We start from the raw sequence: 16936 nt of genomic DNA, 5'->3' as shown, positions 1-16936 counted from the left end.
AATTTTATTATTATAGACGAGAAGCACTTAAAATCCGATTACAGCGGTTATCTTATCTGTGTAATGACGTGGAAATAAGCGGGATTTTTGCCGTAAAAATAAGGTTCGATTACCGCACTTTGATAACCGCTTGCTTTGGTGATGGAGACTACTTTTCCAACCTTTAGCCCTGCCATAAAAATACGATCCAATCCAGAAGTGAGCACTTCATCTCCCACGGAAATCGGAATCCATGTGGGAATAAATTCGACGATTAAACGGCGTCCGTTATTGCCGCGAACAATCCCCGGTGCCTGTGACGCTCCTACATTAACGGCATAAGAACTTTTCACATCCCCGTTGAGCAATGCTATAGGACGTTTATTATTGGAAACGACAATTCCTGCGGCATAGCCGCGATAGAGGAGGCCATACACTTTTTTGGGATCGAATTTCTCCATTTCTATCCATACACGGTGCGGATCGCCGAAACGAACATACGAAAGGGTACGGACTAAATGGGTTTGCGGGGTAGTTTGGAAGCTGCTGTTGTGCTCTTGAAGCAATTTCTGGTACTCATCGGCTATTTGATGAAGGTTTAAAAGCTCTTGTTCATAAAAACGATTTTTTTGGCGAAGATCTTGAATCGTTGCTTGCTGATTAAAATGTTCATCTACGGTGTGCTGAATGGATTCTACACTATCTCGATACGATGATTTAAGGGCAAGATTCAGATGAATGATTGGAGATTGGAACAACGGGGTAAAATAGAGTGCGCCACCCACCAAAAGGGCGAGTAGGGCAAGAACGGATAACGTCTGTTTATTCATTGTCGAAGAGTTCGTGGAGTTGATCGATCTCTTCTAAGGCACGTCCGGTTCCGCGAGCAACGCACAGGAGTGGTTCATCCGCAACGTAAACCGGAATTTTTATGATTTCCGAGAGATATTTATCGAGTTGGCGGATCAATGCTCCCCCTCCGGTAAGGATAACACCGTTATTGACAATATCACCGGCCAAATCCGGCGGCATGTTTTCGAGTACATCACGGAGAGCTTCAAGGATCTCTTTAAGAGGATCGCGCATGGCTTCACGGGCATCTTCACTGGAGAGTTCGATTGAAGTGAGAAGACCCTCAACCTGGTCACGTCCGTTGATGATCATTTTAAGTTCTTGTGCGAGCGGCATTGCCGTACCGATATTGATTTTGATATCTTCAGCGATACGTTCACCGATTAGGAGATTGTATTTGCGTTTGACATAATCCATGATCGCACGGTCGATTTTATCTCCGGCAACGCGGATCGAGCGACAAAGGACCAAACCACCCAATGAGATAACACCGATTTCAGTCGTTCCGCCGCCGATATCGACGATAATATTCCCTTTGGGCTCACGAATATCAATCCCTGCACCGATTGCGGCTGCCATAGGTTCATCAATCAAATACACTTCTCTCGCACCCGCACTCATCGCCGATTCGCGTACCGCTTTACGTTCAACCTGTGTCAGTCCATAAGGGATACAGATGATAATGCGGGGACTGATAAGGCTGCTCCGTCCGTGCGCTTTTTCGATAAATTTACGGATCATTTTTTCGGTCATATCGAAATCGGCGATAACGCCGTCTCTCATAGGGCGAATCGCTTTGATATTGCCCGGAGTTTTTCCGACCATCTCTTTGGCTTCACGACCGACGGCTAATACTCTTTGTTGGCCGTATTTTTCCATTTTTACCGCAACGACGGAGGGTTCATCGATAATGATCCCTCTTCCTTTTGCAATGACAATGGTATTGGCTGTCCCTAAATCGATAGAGAGATCGTTTGAAAACATTCCGATAAGTTTATTAAATAGCATGGACTCTCCTAGGCACTTTTTTGATTCGGTTTTTTGATATAAACAGGCTGTGTATTTTTTTCTACGACATCTTTGGTGATAATCACCTCATACCCTTTGTATTCAGGAAGTTCATACATGGTATCACCCATGATCTCTTCCATGATCGCACGAAGTCCGCGTGCTCCTGTTTTACGTGCTAATGCTTTGGTGGCAATTGCCGTTAGGGCTTCTTCTTCAAAAGAGAGTTCAACATCGTCGATCGCAAACAGTTTTGTATATTGTTTTACCAAACAGTTTTTCGGTTCGGTGAGGATTCTCACCATCTCCTCTTCGGTGATTTTGTTCAGCGATGCGATAATCGGCAAGCGCCCGATAAGCTCAGGAATGAGTCCATAGCTTACAAGATCATCCGGCTCAACGTTTTCAAAGCTGTCATCGATGTCGGTAGTGCTCCGTTTGTCATGGCCGAATCCCATGACATTGTTCCCTTTTTTACGTTCTAAGATTTGACCAAGACCGTCAAATGCTCCGCCGCAGATAAAAAGAATTCCCGATGTATCGATTTGGATGAAATCTTGATTCGGGTGTTTGCGTCCCCCTTTAGGAGGGATATTGACGACGGCACCTTCGATGATTTTGAGAAGTGCCTGCTGTACCCCTTCTCCCGATACATCACGGGTGATAGAGCGGTTTTCGCTCATTCGGGAAATTTTATCGATTTCGTCGATAAAAACGATCCCCTGTTGTGCACGTTCAACGTCACCGTCTGCCGCCTGGAGGAGTTTTGTGAGAATGTTTTCGACATCTTCACCGACGTATCCCGCTTCGGTAAGACTGGTGGCGTCAGCGATAGCGATCGGGACGTTTAGGACCCGTGCGATGGTTTGCGCCATCAGCGTTTTACCGCTTCCGGTCGGTCCGATGAGCAAAACATTCGATTTGGCAATTTCGGTTTCATCTTCCACATCCGTGTGTTTGAAAATGCGTTTGTAATGGTTGTAAACGGCAACGGAGAGGAGTTTACGTGCGCGTTGCTGACCGATAATGTACTGCCCTAAAAAGGTATTGAGCTCTTTGGGGGTTAAAAGCTCAGTGCTTTTGTGCTCATGGGGAATACTGTTGTCTCCCTCGGAGTCTCCGAACATAATCTTATAAGCGGAAAAGACACAATTTTTACAGATATAAACATTGTTTCCGGCGATGAGCGGATTGTGATCGCTCTCCTGAGCGTCACAGAAACTGCAATGGCGGTGAATCATGATTGATTCCTTTCATACGGGATACCCCGTTTGGTGTTGACAATAAAGGTACAAAGATTTTTAACGAATTCGCTTGTAGCGCTTTCAAGCAAGGCCGCGGCCTGCTCTTGGAGCGGTTTTCCCGATTCGAACAATTCACGATACGCACTACGGAGCGCATCGATGTCGCTTCGTTCGACATGGCGGCGTAAACCGTTGAGATTCAAGCCGCGCAGGACCGCACGATTCCCTTCTGCCAAACAATAGGGAGGGACGTCTTGAGAAAGAGCAGATGCCCCTGCGATCATTGCATAATCGCCGATTTTGACAAACTGATGGACCGGAGTCATTCCGCCGATAACAGCGTAATTACCCATCTCGACATGTCCCGCCAACGTCGCGGCATTGGCAAGGATACAATGGTCCCCGATAATAACGTCGTGACCCAAGTGAACGTATCCCATAAAGAGATTGTGGTTTCCTACGACCGTTTTACCGCCGCCGCCGGCAGTACCGGGGTTAAAGAGGGTGAATTCACGGATTTTGTTGTAATCGCCGATGATAAGTTCAACTTCTTCACCTGCGTATTTTAAATCTTGGGGTACCGATCCAAGGACGGCATGAGAAAAAATCTCGTTGTACTCACCGATCGTTGTATTGCCGTAAATACACGTGCCCTGTGCGATTTTTGTCCCTTTCCCGATTTTTGATTTACCGGAGATAAAGCAAAAAGCCCCTACTTCTACATCGGGTCCGATGATAGCACCCTCTTCGATAATAGCCTGTGGTGAGATTAGACTCATACGACCTACTTGTCCACGATCATGGCTTTGAGTTCGGCTTCAGAGACGAGGGTGTCATCCACGTACGCTTTTCCCTCCAGCACCCAAATCGAGCCTTTGTGTTTAACCACATTCATTCGGTATTCCAAACGATCTCCAGGGCGTACCGGAGCACGGAATTTGGCACCGTCGATACTCATAAAATAGACGACTTTTTGTGCCGCTTCTTCTTCGGTCATATCCATGCTTTGGAACGCCAATATTCCTCCGGCTTGCGCCATCCCCTCTAAAATCATAACGCCAGGATAGATCGGATGGCCTGGAAAATGCCCTTCGAAGATCTGTTCGCCGATGGTGACGTTTTTATAGCCGATAAGGGACTCATTAGGAGTCAATGCGGTGACGCGGTCGACAAGGAGAAAAGGAAATCGGTGAGGTAAAATTTTTTGAATTTGAATCACATCTATCATATTATTGGACACCTTAGGGTAAAAAATCGCCCAATTTTACCGTAAAATCGGTTAATCAATGATAATGAGTTTCTCTTTTGTGTCGTCGTAGGTTTTGGTTTCTAATATGAGATTGATTTTAGCGGTTGGAATCACATCGACAACCATGATAGCCGAGGTATTAAAGGGACTTTGGGTGAGGTGTGAGCGCAAGGCGATTTCGATATCGATACTCGGCGGAGAAAACATTAATGCTTTAACATTTGCATAATCAAGGTGTGTGAGGGCATTGAAAGTTTCGCAGGTGATAAAGCGGACCTCTTCGCGGTTGAGGTAAAACTGTCCATTAATCTCAAAATCAATTTTTCCCTCGGTGGTCGTACGGCTGATTGTGGAGTAAAAGAGGGGATAGGATGGGATAACGCAACCGCCCGATTTTACCGAAGCACGCACGAGGCGGTAGTTCAAAAAACGTTCTTTGACGATGCGGTAGGGAGTGTTTTGTTCTTCGAGTTCCATCCGTTTCGTATAGAGTTCAAGTCGCTCTTCAATCGAGGCGGGGAGAATCTGGTTGGAAAGAGGGGAGAACATCTCATCCATCAGCCGATGCTGCTGATCACGCTGCATCGTGAGACCATAGATACATCCGCAGTAATCCTGACGATAGAGCTGTTCTTCTTTGCTGACACGGCTTTGATCGTTCGTTCCCCCGTTTTTGCGGTAATCGAAAGCAATAAATTCTACACCGTGGGAAGTATGAAACGCTTCACCGCTGCGGATCAGCTGCTCTTGGGATTTCTTGGGGCTGACGAGAAGGGTGGTGGTCATGGAACGTTCACCGAGTTCGAGTGCTTTATGGGCACTTACTTCAAAACGTTTATCAAAGCATACTTCACAGCGCGCCCCTTTTTCGGGTTCTTTTTCAAGCCCCCGAACGGCATTTATCCAGTTTTCATAATCATAAGGCCCTTCTATGAGCTCAATCCCCAGTTTTTTGCAGCTTCGCATAACGTCTAAAAGGCGGAGGCGGTATTCGCTGTAGGGGTGGATATTGGGGTCATAGAAGAACCCGACGAGTTTTTCATCGGGGTATTCGTGCTGCAACTTCTCGATAAAGAAATGGGAATCGACGCTGCAGCAGATATGGACGAGCATAGTTAAAAGCCTTTGAAAAGTTTTTGAAAAGTGCGGTTCACTGCACGTGGGCTTTCCGCCGAGGACATTGTGCCCCTTGCGGGTAAAACTCAGCGTTAGCGTAGATACATGGGCTTTGCTCATGTGTCGTTTTGAAATTAATTCTTCTCTGCGAGAATTTCTACACTTTCGATGGTGTCGCGCATTTGGATGCTGTCAAGAACCGCCATTGATTCTGCATCATCGCTTTCGATACCGCCGAAAACGGTATGAACACCGTCAAGATGAGGAGTGCTTACGAAACAGATAAAGAATTGGCTTCCGCCGGTATTCGGGCCCGCATGCGCCATAGAGAGAGCACCTTTGACGTGACGGTGTTTGTTGAGAGCCGTTTCACATGGGATAGCCCAACCCGGTCCGCCTGTACCGGTGCCGTGAGGACATCCGCCTTGCGCCATGAACCCCGGGATTACGCGGTGAAAGTTAAGACCGTTGTAAAAGCCGTCATTTACGAGTGCAGCAAAGTTGGCAACCGTATTTGGGGTTTCATCATTATAGAGTTTGATCCACATAACCCCTTTTGCCGTAGTCATTTTTGCCCACTGGTAGCTTGCGAGCTCTTCAGCGGTAGCGTTGTAATTTTTAAGTTCTTTGCGTCCGAACATGAATGTGATCCTTGGAGGAAATTTTTGAAATTATAGTAGATCATTCTTAACCAATCGGTTGTAATCGGTTATAATAGAGCGAATTAATTACTCGGGGGTCGTATGGAATCATGGTTGCAGCGCCGGCTGTCTGATATCTCTCTACGCGATCTCAATTTTTATACGATTGTTTTCATTTTACTTTTCACGGTTATTTTTTCCTCTCTTTTGATTTACGATGAGTATCGGCAGTTTGCACTGGCTTCGGATACGACCTTATTCGGAGTACGAGGTGATCCTCATGCTCTCAAGGGAAGGCTCATTAAAATCATTGTCGAAATCGCTACCCTCGCGTTGATTTTATTCGGGTTTATTATCGGGATCTCTAAAATAGTCAGCAGTATGATTGCCCGGGATATGGAACGGTTCATGGATTTTTTTGAAGCGGCTCATGAAAAGATGGCATCGATTGACAAGGAAGAACTTTATTTTAGCGAATTCAAACGTATGGCAGGTTATGCCAACGAAATGGCAGTGACTCTCCAGGAACAAAAAGAATCGTTACAAGAACTTAATGCCGGATTGGAAGAGAGAGTCCGTTTTAAAACCCAGGTGCTTCAACAAAAAAATGAAGCATTGGAAAAAGAGCAGCGTTTTTCACAAGGATTGCTGGAATCGCACAAGCAATTTATCCGCTACGCCATTCACGAAACCCATACTCCGCTCTCGGTCATAATGGCAAATATCGAGTTATTTTCAATGAATGAGGGGCGTAACCGTTATCTGGCCAAAATCGAAGCGGCCGTCAAAAATATTTTTAGTATTTACGATGATCTGAGTTATTTGGTGAAAAAAGATCAGATCGAGTACCCTAAAAAAGCGATTGATTTAGGAGAATATGTTGAAAAGCGGCTGGAGTTTTTCGATGAGGTTGCCCATTTTTCGAATCTCTCTTTTGAATACGTCAAGCTTCCTCACCCCGCATGGATCTTTTTTAATGAGACAAAACTTCAGCGTGTCATCGATAACAATCTGACCAATGCGATCAAATACACCAAAAGCGGCGAAGTGATTCATGTCGGGATTGAAGACAATGTGGAACAATGTATGTTTTGGATCGAGAGCCGTTCAGAAAAAATTCTTGACGCACAAAAGATTTTTGAGGCATACTATCGGGAACGTAAGAAAACGGATGGATTTGGTCTTGGGCTGAGTTTGGTTAAATCGATCTGTGACGAGGACGGGGTCGAAATTAAAACGTTTTCCGATACCCAGTCCACACGTTTTGAATATGTATTTAAAAAGGGAAGCGGTGAAAATCTTCTTACTTGAAGATGAGCCTATGCTCAGCGAAGCGATTCATGAATACTTGCTTTCATTAGGACATCGTGTCGCACTCTGTGATAACGGTACACAAGCGTTTGAGCGGCTGAAAGATGAGACGTTCGATTTGTTAATCCTCGATATCAATGTTCCCGGGATGAATGGGTTGGAACTCTTGGAAGCGCTTCATACCTTTAAAGTCCGTACTCCGGCGATTTACATCAGTGCCCTCGTTGACATCGAAGGGATCAGTCGCGCGTATGATCTAGGATGTTATGATTATCTAAAAAAACCGTTTCATCTCAAAGAACTCTCCTTGCGGATTGATAAAGTGATGCAAAGTTGTACTCTTCCCAGAAATCATCTTCGCCTTTCACACAGTTACAGTTATGATGCTTCTACATCCACATTGATGTGTGAAAACGTAACACATCCGTTAACCAAAAGACAGCTGCAAATCATTGATTTATTGGCACGTAATCGGGGGCGGGTCGTTGATTTTGATCAATTTAGAACCTATGTCTGGGACGAAGAGTACGTGGATAATGCAACGATTCGGGCTGAAGTGAGCCGTTTGAAAAAAAGCCTCAAAGAAGACTTCATCCAAAATATTCGGGCATTAGGTTACATGATCGATATTCACCGCAGCCATTGATGTTACTTTTCTATACATTTGCCCCTATTAATTTTCATTTTTAACGATAAATTTTTCTAATTTAACGATTGCTACGTTCGTGCTACGTTTTGTTTTCATAATGACAGTGTGAAAAACTAGTTCAAGGAGTGAGAATGAGAGGTATAGTATCTCTGTCGCTTGTAGCGTCGGCTTTGGTTGTCAATGCTTTTGGCGCCGATGATTTGGCCGGAATGTTCAAAGAAGGGAAAGCAAGCGGACAAATCCGTGCTTTCTATATTGATCGTGATTATTCGGGAGGAGCTACCGTTCATAGAGACGGGCTTTCTCTCGGGGGTTACTTGAAGTATGAAACGGGTGCATGGAATGGACTGAGTCTGGGTGCGGCATTCTATACAACTAACAAACTGGACAGTAAAAGTTCCGTCGCTGGCGAGAATGATACCACTCTCTTCGGTGCAAATGGAGAGAACGAGACATACCTGGGTGAAGCGTATGTACAGTATAAAAACGGTAACACGGCATTCAAAGCAGGGCGTCAAAAATTGGATACCCCAATGGCAGGGAGCGATGACGCACGTATGCTTCCCAATCTTTTTGAAGCGTATGTCCTCAGTAATACCGATGTAAAAGATACGACGTTAATCGCAGCACATGTCACCAAATTTGCAGCGGGAACGTTTGCCAATGCTTATAACTTTACAAGTGGGGTATCAGGCCAAACGTTAGCATTGACTTCTGGTTACAGCGGTGTGGCAAATGCTACCAACTATGTCGGACAATTTACGGATATGGGTGAATACGCTATCGGTGAAAATACCGGTGGAGTGAGTGTTGCAGCCGCTGTATATACAGGCATCAAAGGGCTTAAACTTCAAGTATGGGATTACTATGCCCATGACATCTTGAACGCAGTGTATGCGGAAGCTAACTATGGATGGTCTTACTCAAGCGGTGTAGCTCCGTATGTGGCAGCGCAATGGATTAATGAACGCGATGTCGGTTCTAACAGTGTAACGGACAAAATCGATAGCGATTTTATCGCGGCTAAAGCAGGGGTAAAAGTAGCGAACTTTGACGTATACGGTGCGGTTTCACATAACAGCAAAAATGCCGATGCGGCTATCAACGGCGGAACCATCACTCCATGGGGCGGAATGCCGGCGTATACACAAGGGATGGTTACGCGGCACCAGTTTTTGGCGGGGACTGATGCGTGGAAACTTGCAGGAACTTATGACTGGAAAGATTCCGGCATCAACTTGACCACGGGAATATATTACTCCTCTTTTGATATGGATGCTTTAAATGATTATGGCACTGACCATTCTTGGACTGCAACCGAAGCAGGATTTGATATCATATACAATCCACAAGCGATCAAAAATCTCCAATTGCGTCTTCGTGGAAATTTCCCGCGTGATTTTAAAGAGACAAGCGACGGTGTTGGAACCGGTTGGGACGAATACCGCGTTATCGCAAACTATAACTTTTAAAGGAGGTTAACTTATGAAACAAGAGATGGTTGATCGTATTAAAAACGATCCTGATTTTATTCATCTTGTCAAAACACGTAGCAAATTTGCTTGGACATTGACAATCGTTATGTTGGTGATCTATTTTGGCTTTGTATTGGTGATCGCATTTGATCCTTCACTTTTGGGTACTCCACTTTCTGCGGGGTCCGTGACCACGGTCGGGATTCCGGTCGGTGTAGGTGTCATTGTCAGTGCGTTTATTCTTACCGGGATTTACGTTCGTCGTGCAAACAGCGAGTTCGATGATCTAACCGCTAAAATTAAAAATAAAGCTAAGGGAGAGTGATGAAAACGTTATTGATGGTACTTCTCTCTTCTTTTGCGGCGTTCGCAGGTGACGCACTGAGCGGTGAAGTTGAAAAACAAGCATTGAACATGTCAGCAATTATTATGTTCTTAATCTTTGTAGGGGCAACTCTCGGGATTACCTATTGGGCGGCAAAACGTACCAAAACGGCAAAAGATTTCTATACGGCCGGCGGAGGGATCACAGGGTTCCAAAACGGTATGGCGATCGCCGGGGATTATATGTCTGCGGCATCGTTTTTGGGGATTTCAGCCCTCGTTTATGCGAAAGGGTATGACGGTTTGATCTACTCGATCGGATTCTTGGTCGGTTGGCCGATTATTTTGTTTATGGTGGCTGAACAGCTCCGTAACCTCGGTAAATACACATTCGCGGACGTTGCATCGTACCGTTTGCGTCAAACCCCTATCCGTACTTTGGCGGCATTCGGTTCGATCTTGACGGTTGTATTGTATTTGATCGCTCAAATGGTAGGGGCTGGAAAACTGATTCAACTCCTTTTCGGTTTGGATTATGAGATCGCCGTTATCCTTGTCGGTGTATTGATGATTCTCTACGTAACGTTCGGGGGAATGCTCGCAACAACATGGGTTCAAATCATTAAAGCGTTCTTGCTCCTCTCAGGTGCGACGTTTATGGCTATTGCGGTTATGGCTCACTATAACTTTAACTTCGAATCCTTGTTCGCAACTGCGGTACAAATGAAAGAGACAACCTCTATTATGGCTCCGGGCGGATTGGTCAGTGATCCGATTTCTGCGATCTCTTTGGGTATTGCGTTGATGTTCGGTACAGCGGGTCTTCCGCATATTCTTATGCGCTTTTTCACTGTTAGTGATGCAAAAGAAGCACGTAAGTCGGTTTTCTATGCGACAGGGTTTATCGGGTATTTTTATATCTTGACCTTCATCATCGGTTTCGGTGCGATTGTTATGGTATTTCAAAACCCGCAATATCTTGACCTTGCAAAACAAGCGGTAGACGGCGGAGCTCCGATCCTCGGCGGTGATAACATGGCAGCGATTCACTTGAGCCATGCAGTAGGCGGCGATTTCTTCCTCGGATTTATCTCAGCCGTTGCGTTTGCAACCATCCTCGCGGTTGTTTCCGGTCTTACATTGGCCGGTGCATCTGCAATATCCCATGATTTGTATGCGAGTGTTATCCGTAAAGGTAAAGCGGATGGAATGATGGAGATGAAAGTTTCTAAAATCTCAACGGTTATTTTAGGTATCGTAGCAATTTACCTCGGTATCGCGTTTGAAGATCAAAATATCGCGTTCATGGTCGGATTGGCGTTTGCGATTGCGGCAAGTGCGAACTTCCCGATTTTGTTCCTCTCTATGTATTGGTCAAAACTTACCACTCGCGGTGCATTGCTCGGCGGATCACTCGGGTTATTGACAGCGGCAGTTCTTGTGGTACTTGGGCCGACCGTTTGGGTAGACGTTTTAGGAAATGCGGAAGCAATTTTCCCTTACAAATATCCGGCTCTTTTCTCAGTGAGTGCAGCGTTTATCGGAATCTGGTTCTTCTCGATTACCGATAGTAGTGAAAACTCACGCAAAGAAGAAGAGGCGTACGAAGCACAATACATCCGAAGCCAAACCGGTATCGGTGCTGAAGGTGCAGTAGAACATTGATTTGAACGCCGAAGGATCATATGCCCCTTCGGCTACGCTAGCCGCTATGGCACTGAAGCTTGCCCTGTGCAGGGCAGATTTCTTTCATCGAATTAGGAGTTACCTTTGAGTCTGTTTGACCAAAAAGCACTATTGATGTCGATCCACCCTTTCGACCTTTTAGGCGAGAGGATGATCGAAAAACTGATGACCCAGATGGATATTGCCTATTATCCCAAAGAGACGGTATTAATCGCTCCGAGGGTGAGGGCAGAATCGCTCTACATCATCATCAAAGGTATTGTCAACGAGAGTATTGACGGTGAACTCCAAAACGTCTATGGGGAGCGCGACAGCTTTGACGCCAACTCCCTCATATACGGTAATACCCAAAGCACCTTTAGTGTCGCCGAAGATCTTATCTGCTACGAACTCCCCAAAGAATCTTTCCTCAATCTCCTCCAAGATGTCGAACCGTTTCAAAACTACTTTATGCAAGATTTCATTACCAAACATCAAAACCTTAAAGAACGACAGCACCAAAGTGAACTGACACCGTTTATGGTTTCCCGTGTCGATGAAATCTATCTCCATTCTCCGTGTTTCGTTGAGGCAAATTCCGCTATACGTGAAGCACTCCAAAAAATGGCGGATCAGAATGGCAATGTTATTTTGGTTCGTGATGGGGAGAGAGTGGGAATCGTAACCGATACGAACCTTCGTGAGAAAGTTTTGTTGGCGGATAAGAGCAGCCGTGATCCGATCGGTGAAATCGCAACGTACGGTTTGATTACGATCGAGCGGAGCGATTTTTTATTCAATGCGCTGCTTTTGTTTACCAAACACGGTGTTAAACGGCTGGTTGTTACGGAGGGGGATAAAATCGTCGGGACTTTGGAACAGCTTGATCTGCTGAGCCATTTTGCCAACCATACCCATCTGATTGCGGCATCGATTGATCGTTCTACGAGTATCGACGAACTTCAAAACGCTCAACGTTCATTGACCCACCTTGTCCGATCCTTGACGACTAAAGGGGTTCGGGTACGGTACGTTTCCAAGCTCGTCAGTGAACTGAATGCCAAGGTGTATCGAAAAGTATTCGAGATGGTCGTTCCTCCATCACTTCAAGATAAATGTGCTTTGATCGTGATGGGAAGCGAAGGCCGGGGGGAGCAGATTCTCCGTAGCGATCAAGATAACGGTCTGATCATTCGTGATGGCGAAGACGAGACTGTTTTTGAACCTTACATGGTGCAATTCAGCGAGTACCTGCTTCAGTTGGGATTTCCGAAATGCAGCGGTAATGTTATGGTTTCGAACCCCTATTGGCGACATACCGTATCGGGATACCAAAAGTTGATCGCAGGATGGCTTGATACCCTTAATGAAGAGTCGTTGATGGGACTCTCAATTTTTATGGATGCTCATTGCGTAGCCGGGGACGAAAAACTATTGGAAGCGTGTCGAGAGTCGTTGTTAACGCAGTTTGAAGGGAGAAGCGATATGCTGGCTCACCTTGCAAAATCGGTTTTGGCTTTTGAAACCCCCTTGAGTCTATTCTCAGGCTTCGTTTTGGGGCGTGCCGAGCATGAAAGTGAATTTGATATTAAAAAGGGGGGGATTTTCGCCATCGTCCACGGTATCCGAATCCTCTCTTTGGAGCATAAAATCATACAGACCAATACAACGGAGCGGATCAAAGAGCTTAATAATATCGGATTGTTTGATAAACGATTCGCCAGTGAATTGATCGAAGCGTATGATACCTTATTGAGCATACGGCTCCGTTTTATCCTTGCGCAAAAGCAGGGGAGTGATGAACAAAATTACGTTAATCCTAAACTGCTGAGTAAAGCCGAGAGAGACTTGCTCAAAGATGCGTTTAAAATCGTCAATACCTTTAAAAAGTTTCTCACCTACCATTTCCATTTGGGAATGGTGGTTTGATGTTCGCTTCGATCAAACGTGCATGGAACCGTCGTGGACTAAACGACGAAAATTATGCATGGATGTTTGAGCCGTACAGCGGAGATGAAGTGGTCGTTTTCGATACAGAAACGACAGGTTTGGACACCAAAAAAGATGCGGTACTCAGCATCGGTGCGGTGAAGGTCAAAGGGGATCGTATTTTGACCTCGGAAAGTTTTGAAATTTTTTTAAAACCATCCAAGGAAATCAGCGTAGAGAGCATCAAAATTCACCATATCCGGCCGTGTGATTTGGAACATGCACTTGAACCGTTAGAAGGGGCAAAAAAGTTTCTCGAATTTATCGGAAATCGCCCTCTGGTAGGGTATTATTTAGAGTTTGATATGGCGATGATGAATCGCCTGATCAAGCCGTGGCTTGGGTGTGAACTTCCCCATAAACAGATTGAGATTTCAGGGCTTTATTTTGATAAAAAAATTGCTTTGATTCCTCAAGGAAACATTGATTTACGCTTCGATACAATCCTCAAAGATTTGAACATTCCGAGGATGGGACAGCATAACGCATTGAACGACGCAATTATGACCGCAATGGTCTATATAAAATTAAAAAACACACTTAAACTACACTAAGGAGCCTTAACTATGAGTGATATCGTAAAACCAATTTTTCAACCGAACCGTGAGTTTGCTAAAAATGCCCGTATTAAAAATATGTGTGAGTATCATGATTTGCAAACATGGGCACAAGAGGATTATGAGGGATTCTGGGGACATTTTGCGAATGAGAAAATCGACTGGTTTTCACCGTACACCCAAGTGCTCGATGAGAGCAACGCGCCGTTTTACAAATGGTTCGTGAACGGAAAACTTAACGTTGCCCACCAATGTATCGACCGTCATCTCTCTTCACGCAAAAACAAAGCGGCGATTATATTTGAGGGCGACCGTGGTGATAAACAAATCATTACTTACCTTGAACTCTATTACAACGTCAATAAATTTGCGAATCTTCTTAAAAACGAGTTTGGTGTCAAAAAAGGTGACCGCGTTGTTATCTATATGCCGATGATTCCTGAAGCAGCGTACGCGATGCTCGCATGTGCCCGTATCGGTGCGATCCACTCGATCGTTTTCGGCGGATTCTCGTCTGAAGCATTGAAAGACCGTATCGAAGATGCGGAAGCAAAATTGGTCATTACCGCTGATGGAGCGTATCGCAAAGATAAACCGTACATGCTCAAACCGGTTGTTGACCAAGCGATCGATGAGAAATCTCCTGTTGAGAAAGTTCTCGTCGTCGAGCGTAATAATGAAGACATCACTTGGGTAGCGGGACGCGACTATTCGTACAACGAACTCATCAAGTCTCAATCGAGCATTTGCGAAGCGGAAGTTATGGACGCCGAAGATCCTCTTTTCCTCCTTTACACATCCGGTTCTACCGGAAAACCAAAAGGGGTTCAACACAACTCTGCAGGGTATATCCTCTGGGCACAAATGACGATGGAATGGGTATTCGACGTCAAAGAGAACGACACCTACTGGTGTACGGCAGACGTCGGCTGGATTACCGGACACACCTATATCGTTTATGGACCACTCGCGATGGGTGCGACGACGGTAATGTTCGAAGGGGTTCCGACCTATCCGGATGCGGGACGTCCGTGGAAAATGGTCGAAGAGTACAAAATCAACCAATTCTATACCGCTCCGACTGCGATCCGCGTATTGCACAAAATGGGCGAAGATGAGCCGGCAAAATACGATCTCAGCTCTCTAAAAGTCCTCGGAACCGTCGGTGAGCCGATCGACCCTCCGGCATGGAAATGGTACTACGAAGCCGTCGGCGGAAGCAAATGCGCGATCGTCGATACCTACTGGCAAACCGAGACGGGGGGACATATCGTCTCTCCATTGCCGGGTGCGACACCGATCAAACCTGCCTGTGCGACCTTCCCGCTTCCGGGGATCATCGCTGAGATCCTTGATCCTCAAACGGGTGAAAAGGTCGCACCAGGAGAGGGTGGTTATATGTGTGTAACCCGTCCTTGGCCGTCTATGATCCGCGGAATCTGGGGCGATCCTGAGCGTTTCGTGAAATCGTATTTCGGTGATGTCAAAAAAGAGGGACAACCGGTCTACTTCACGGGTGACGGCGCAATCTATGACGAAGAGGGATACATTACGATCACGGGACGTACCGATGACGTTATCAACGTTTCGGGTCACCGCATGGGAACTGCCGAAGTTGAAGCGGCATGTAAAAAACACCCTAACGTCGCTGAAGTAGCCGTCGTCGGTAAACCGCACGATATCAAAGGTGAGGGGATCTTTGCCTACATCGTCCTCAAAGGCGACGACACCGTCGGCGAAGAGATGAAAATGGTCAAAGAGATCAACAAAGTGATCATGAAAGAGATCGGTAACATCGCTATCTGTGATGACATCGTTTTCGTTCCGGGCTTGCCGAAAACACGTTCAGGAAAAATCATGCGCCGTATCCTTCGCTCTATTGCAAAAGGCGAAGCGATCACTCAGGATATCTCAACGCTCGAAGATCCAAGTATCGTTGCGACGATCGAAACGAAAGTCAAAGGGTAAGTTTTACAATAGTAAAAAATATGTTATAATTTTTTCGTGAGTATAGCTTTGTTGTAGTTAATGGAGCGGCAATGGTCGAGGGAGTAATTACCCCTCGGCCTTTTTTTTTGCCCTCCAAAAACTACAACAAGGGGGACTTAGTGGATAAGCTTATACTCACACTACTGCTTATGTGCATCTTTGCACCTATGCTCAATTGAGTGTAGCCAAGGGGTTTGCTCCCCTTGCCCCCCCAATTTTCTAGTATCGTCTAAGCCCCTTTATGCCATAATCGCTTACTTACAAGGGAGTTCTTATGGCCGCAGGTTCAACGATCTACAAAGCACAACTCAGTATCGCCGATATGGATCGCAACTACTACGAAACTCATGAGATCACATTAGCCCAGCACCCCTCGGAGACCGATCAGCGTCTTATGATCCGACTTGTATCCTTCGCTCTCAATGCTTCTGATCGTCTCGTCATTACCAAAGGGATCGGGGGAGACGACGAACCCGAACTGTGGGAGAAAGATTACAGCGGCGATATCGTACTGTGGATCGATCTGGGACAGATGGATGAAAAACGGTTGCGCAAAGCGTGCGGGCGATCGGAACGGGTGATCGTCTATACCTACAACCTCAAGAGTGCTACGGCGTGGTGGCGTCAATACGGCGCGACGTTTGCACGGTTTAAAAATCTCAGCGTCATCCATCTGCATGCGGAGGGGATAGAGAAACTCTGCGAAAGATCGATGCGGCTGCAATGCAATATCAGCGACGGTGAGCTCAGCTTTCACAGCGATCGCGGCGATGTGACGATAACGCAGGAACAATGGCAATAAAAAACTCTTTTTCTATTTTATTACCTTAAATCCTTCCTCATCATTTTACAATCTTCTTCTAAATGCCAACCTAATATTGTTAAAAA

At 45.7% G+C, this 16936-nt stretch carries 16 protein-coding genes; 9 read left to right on the top strand and 7 right to left on the bottom strand.

All coding sequences use genetic code 11. From position 1 onward, the window contains the following. Positions 1-47 precede the first annotated feature (47 nt). The 7 genes from mreC to WB308_RS03765 form a co-directional block, all read right to left on the bottom strand. Positions 48-809, bottom strand: a complete 762-nt coding sequence (gene mreC / locus WB308_RS03795) for a rod shape-determining protein MreC (RefSeq protein ID WP_424189154.1) — start codon at positions 807-809, stop codon at positions 48-50. Further along, a complete protein-coding gene (locus WB308_RS03790; protein ID WP_424189152.1) occupies positions 802-1839 on the bottom strand; it encodes a rod shape-determining protein in 1038 nt (345 codons plus the stop codon). Before WB308_RS03790 ends, mreC begins: the two co-directional genes overlap by 8 nt. Before the next feature lie 8 nt (positions 1840-1847). Then, the gene (gene clpX, locus WB308_RS03785; RefSeq protein ID WP_424189150.1) at positions 1848-3080 is read right to left on the bottom strand and encodes an ATP-dependent Clp protease ATP-binding subunit ClpX; all 1233 of its coding nucleotides are present in this window, start codon (positions 3078-3080) and stop codon (positions 1848-1850) included. Further along, a complete protein-coding gene (lpxA, locus tag WB308_RS03780) occupies positions 3077-3862 on the bottom strand; it encodes an acyl-ACP--UDP-N-acetylglucosamine O-acyltransferase (protein ID WP_424189148.1) in 786 nt (261 codons plus the stop codon). The genes clpX and lpxA overlap by 4 nt, the downstream gene beginning before the upstream one ends. A gap of 5 nt (positions 3863-3867) precedes the next feature. Next, entirely contained in the window at positions 3868-4311 is a 444-nt protein-coding gene (gene fabZ / locus WB308_RS03775; RefSeq protein ID WP_424189146.1) for a 3-hydroxyacyl-ACP dehydratase FabZ, read from the bottom strand. 51 nt (positions 4312-4362) lie between these two features. Further along, a complete protein-coding gene (locus WB308_RS03770) occupies positions 4363-5445 on the bottom strand; it encodes an epoxyqueuosine reductase QueH (RefSeq protein ID WP_424189218.1) in 1083 nt (360 codons plus the stop codon). 137 nt (positions 5446-5582) lie between these two features. Next, positions 5583-6089 (bottom strand): peptidylprolyl isomerase, encoded by a 507-nt coding sequence (locus WB308_RS03765; RefSeq protein WP_424189144.1) that lies wholly within the window; start codon positions 6087-6089, stop codon positions 5583-5585. 102 nt (positions 6090-6191) lie between these two features. On the opposite strand from WB308_RS03765, the gene WB308_RS03760 reads away from it, so the two are divergent. From WB308_RS03760 to WB308_RS03720, 9 genes are all read left to right on the top strand, one after another. Beyond that, positions 6192-7400, top strand: a complete 1209-nt coding sequence (locus WB308_RS03760; protein WP_424189142.1) for a sensor histidine kinase — start codon at positions 6192-6194, stop codon at positions 7398-7400. After that, positions 7381-8046 (top strand): response regulator transcription factor, encoded by a 666-nt coding sequence (locus tag WB308_RS03755; RefSeq protein ID WP_424189140.1) that lies wholly within the window; start codon positions 7381-7383, stop codon positions 8044-8046. The genes WB308_RS03760 and WB308_RS03755 overlap by 20 nt, the downstream gene beginning before the upstream one ends. A 134-nt stretch (positions 8047-8180) precedes the next feature. Then, complete coding sequence (locus tag WB308_RS03750; RefSeq protein WP_424189138.1) at positions 8181-9521, top strand: OprD family outer membrane porin; 1341 nt, start codon at positions 8181-8183, stop codon at positions 9519-9521. Positions 9522-9534: 13 nt separating this feature from the next. Continuing rightward, entirely contained in the window at positions 9535-9849 is a 315-nt protein-coding gene (locus WB308_RS03745) for a DUF485 domain-containing protein (protein WP_424189136.1), read from the top strand. Further along, positions 9849-11513, top strand: a complete 1665-nt coding sequence (locus tag WB308_RS03740) for a cation acetate symporter (protein WP_424189134.1) — start codon at positions 9849-9851, stop codon at positions 11511-11513. The genes WB308_RS03745 and WB308_RS03740 overlap by 1 nt, the downstream gene beginning before the upstream one ends. Positions 11514-11618: 105 nt before the next feature. Then, entirely contained in the window at positions 11619-13442 is a 1824-nt protein-coding gene (locus tag WB308_RS03735) for a putative nucleotidyltransferase substrate binding domain-containing protein (RefSeq protein ID WP_424189132.1), read from the top strand. Beyond that, the gene (locus tag WB308_RS03730) at positions 13442-14056 is read left to right on the top strand and encodes a 3'-5' exonuclease (protein ID WP_424189130.1); all 615 of its coding nucleotides are present in this window, start codon (positions 13442-13444) and stop codon (positions 14054-14056) included. The genes WB308_RS03735 and WB308_RS03730 overlap by 1 nt, the downstream gene beginning before the upstream one ends. A gap of 12 nt (positions 14057-14068) precedes the next feature. Beyond that, entirely contained in the window at positions 14069-16027 is a 1959-nt protein-coding gene (gene acs / locus WB308_RS03725) for an acetate--CoA ligase (protein WP_424189128.1), read from the top strand. Positions 16028-16322: 295 nt separating this feature from the next. Beyond that, positions 16323-16850, top strand: coding sequence for a YaeQ family protein (locus WB308_RS03720; protein ID WP_424189126.1), 528 nt, complete (start codon positions 16323-16325; stop codon positions 16848-16850). The last annotated feature ends 86 nt before the right edge of the window (positions 16851-16936 follow it).

The organism is Sulfuricurvum sp., assembly GCF_049587615.1.
GTDB lineage: Bacteria > Campylobacterota > Campylobacteria > Campylobacterales > Sulfurimonadaceae > Sulfuricurvum.
Note: the sequence above shows the minus strand (reverse complement) of the source record. Positions and strands in the feature narration are given on the sequence as shown.

Bases quoted from the DNA above. Each gene is read 5' to 3' on its own strand.
- fabZ (WP_424189146.1), bottom strand. From the start codon at position 4,311: ATGATAGATGTGATTCAAATTCAAAAAATTTTACCTCACCGATTTCCT.
- clpX (WP_424189150.1), bottom strand. From the start codon at position 3,080: ATGATTCACCGCCATTGCAGTTTCTGTGACGCTCAGGAGAGCGATCAC.
- WB308_RS03765 (WP_424189144.1), bottom strand. From the start codon at position 6,089: ATGTTCGGACGCAAAGAACTTAAAAATTACAACGCTACCGCTGAAGAG.
- WB308_RS03750 (WP_424189138.1), top strand. From the start codon at position 8,181: ATGAGAGGTATAGTATCTCTGTCGCTTGTAGCGTCGGCTTTGGTTGTC.
- WB308_RS03730 (WP_424189130.1), top strand. From the start codon at position 13,442: ATGTTCGCTTCGATCAAACGTGCATGGAACCGTCGTGGACTAAACGAC.
- acs (WP_424189128.1), top strand. From the start codon at position 14,069: ATGAGTGATATCGTAAAACCAATTTTTCAACCGAACCGTGAGTTTGCT.
- WB308_RS03745 (WP_424189136.1), top strand. From the start codon at position 9,535: ATGAAACAAGAGATGGTTGATCGTATTAAAAACGATCCTGATTTTATT.
- WB308_RS03740 (WP_424189134.1), top strand. From the start codon at position 9,849: ATGAAAACGTTATTGATGGTACTTCTCTCTTCTTTTGCGGCGTTCGCA.
- WB308_RS03790 (WP_424189152.1), bottom strand. From the start codon at position 1,839: ATGCTATTTAATAAACTTATCGGAATGTTTTCAAACGATCTCTCTATC.
- mreC (WP_424189154.1), bottom strand. From the start codon at position 809: ATGAATAAACAGACGTTATCCGTTCTTGCCCTACTCGCCCTTTTGGTG.
- WB308_RS03760 (WP_424189142.1), top strand. From the start codon at position 6,192: ATGGAATCATGGTTGCAGCGCCGGCTGTCTGATATCTCTCTACGCGAT.
- WB308_RS03720 (WP_424189126.1), top strand. From the start codon at position 16,323: ATGGCCGCAGGTTCAACGATCTACAAAGCACAACTCAGTATCGCCGAT.
- lpxA (WP_424189148.1), bottom strand. From the start codon at position 3,862: ATGAGTCTAATCTCACCACAGGCTATTATCGAAGAGGGTGCTATCATC.
- WB308_RS03770 (WP_424189218.1), bottom strand. From the start codon at position 5,445: ATGCTCGTCCATATCTGCTGCAGCGTCGATTCCCATTTCTTTATCGAG.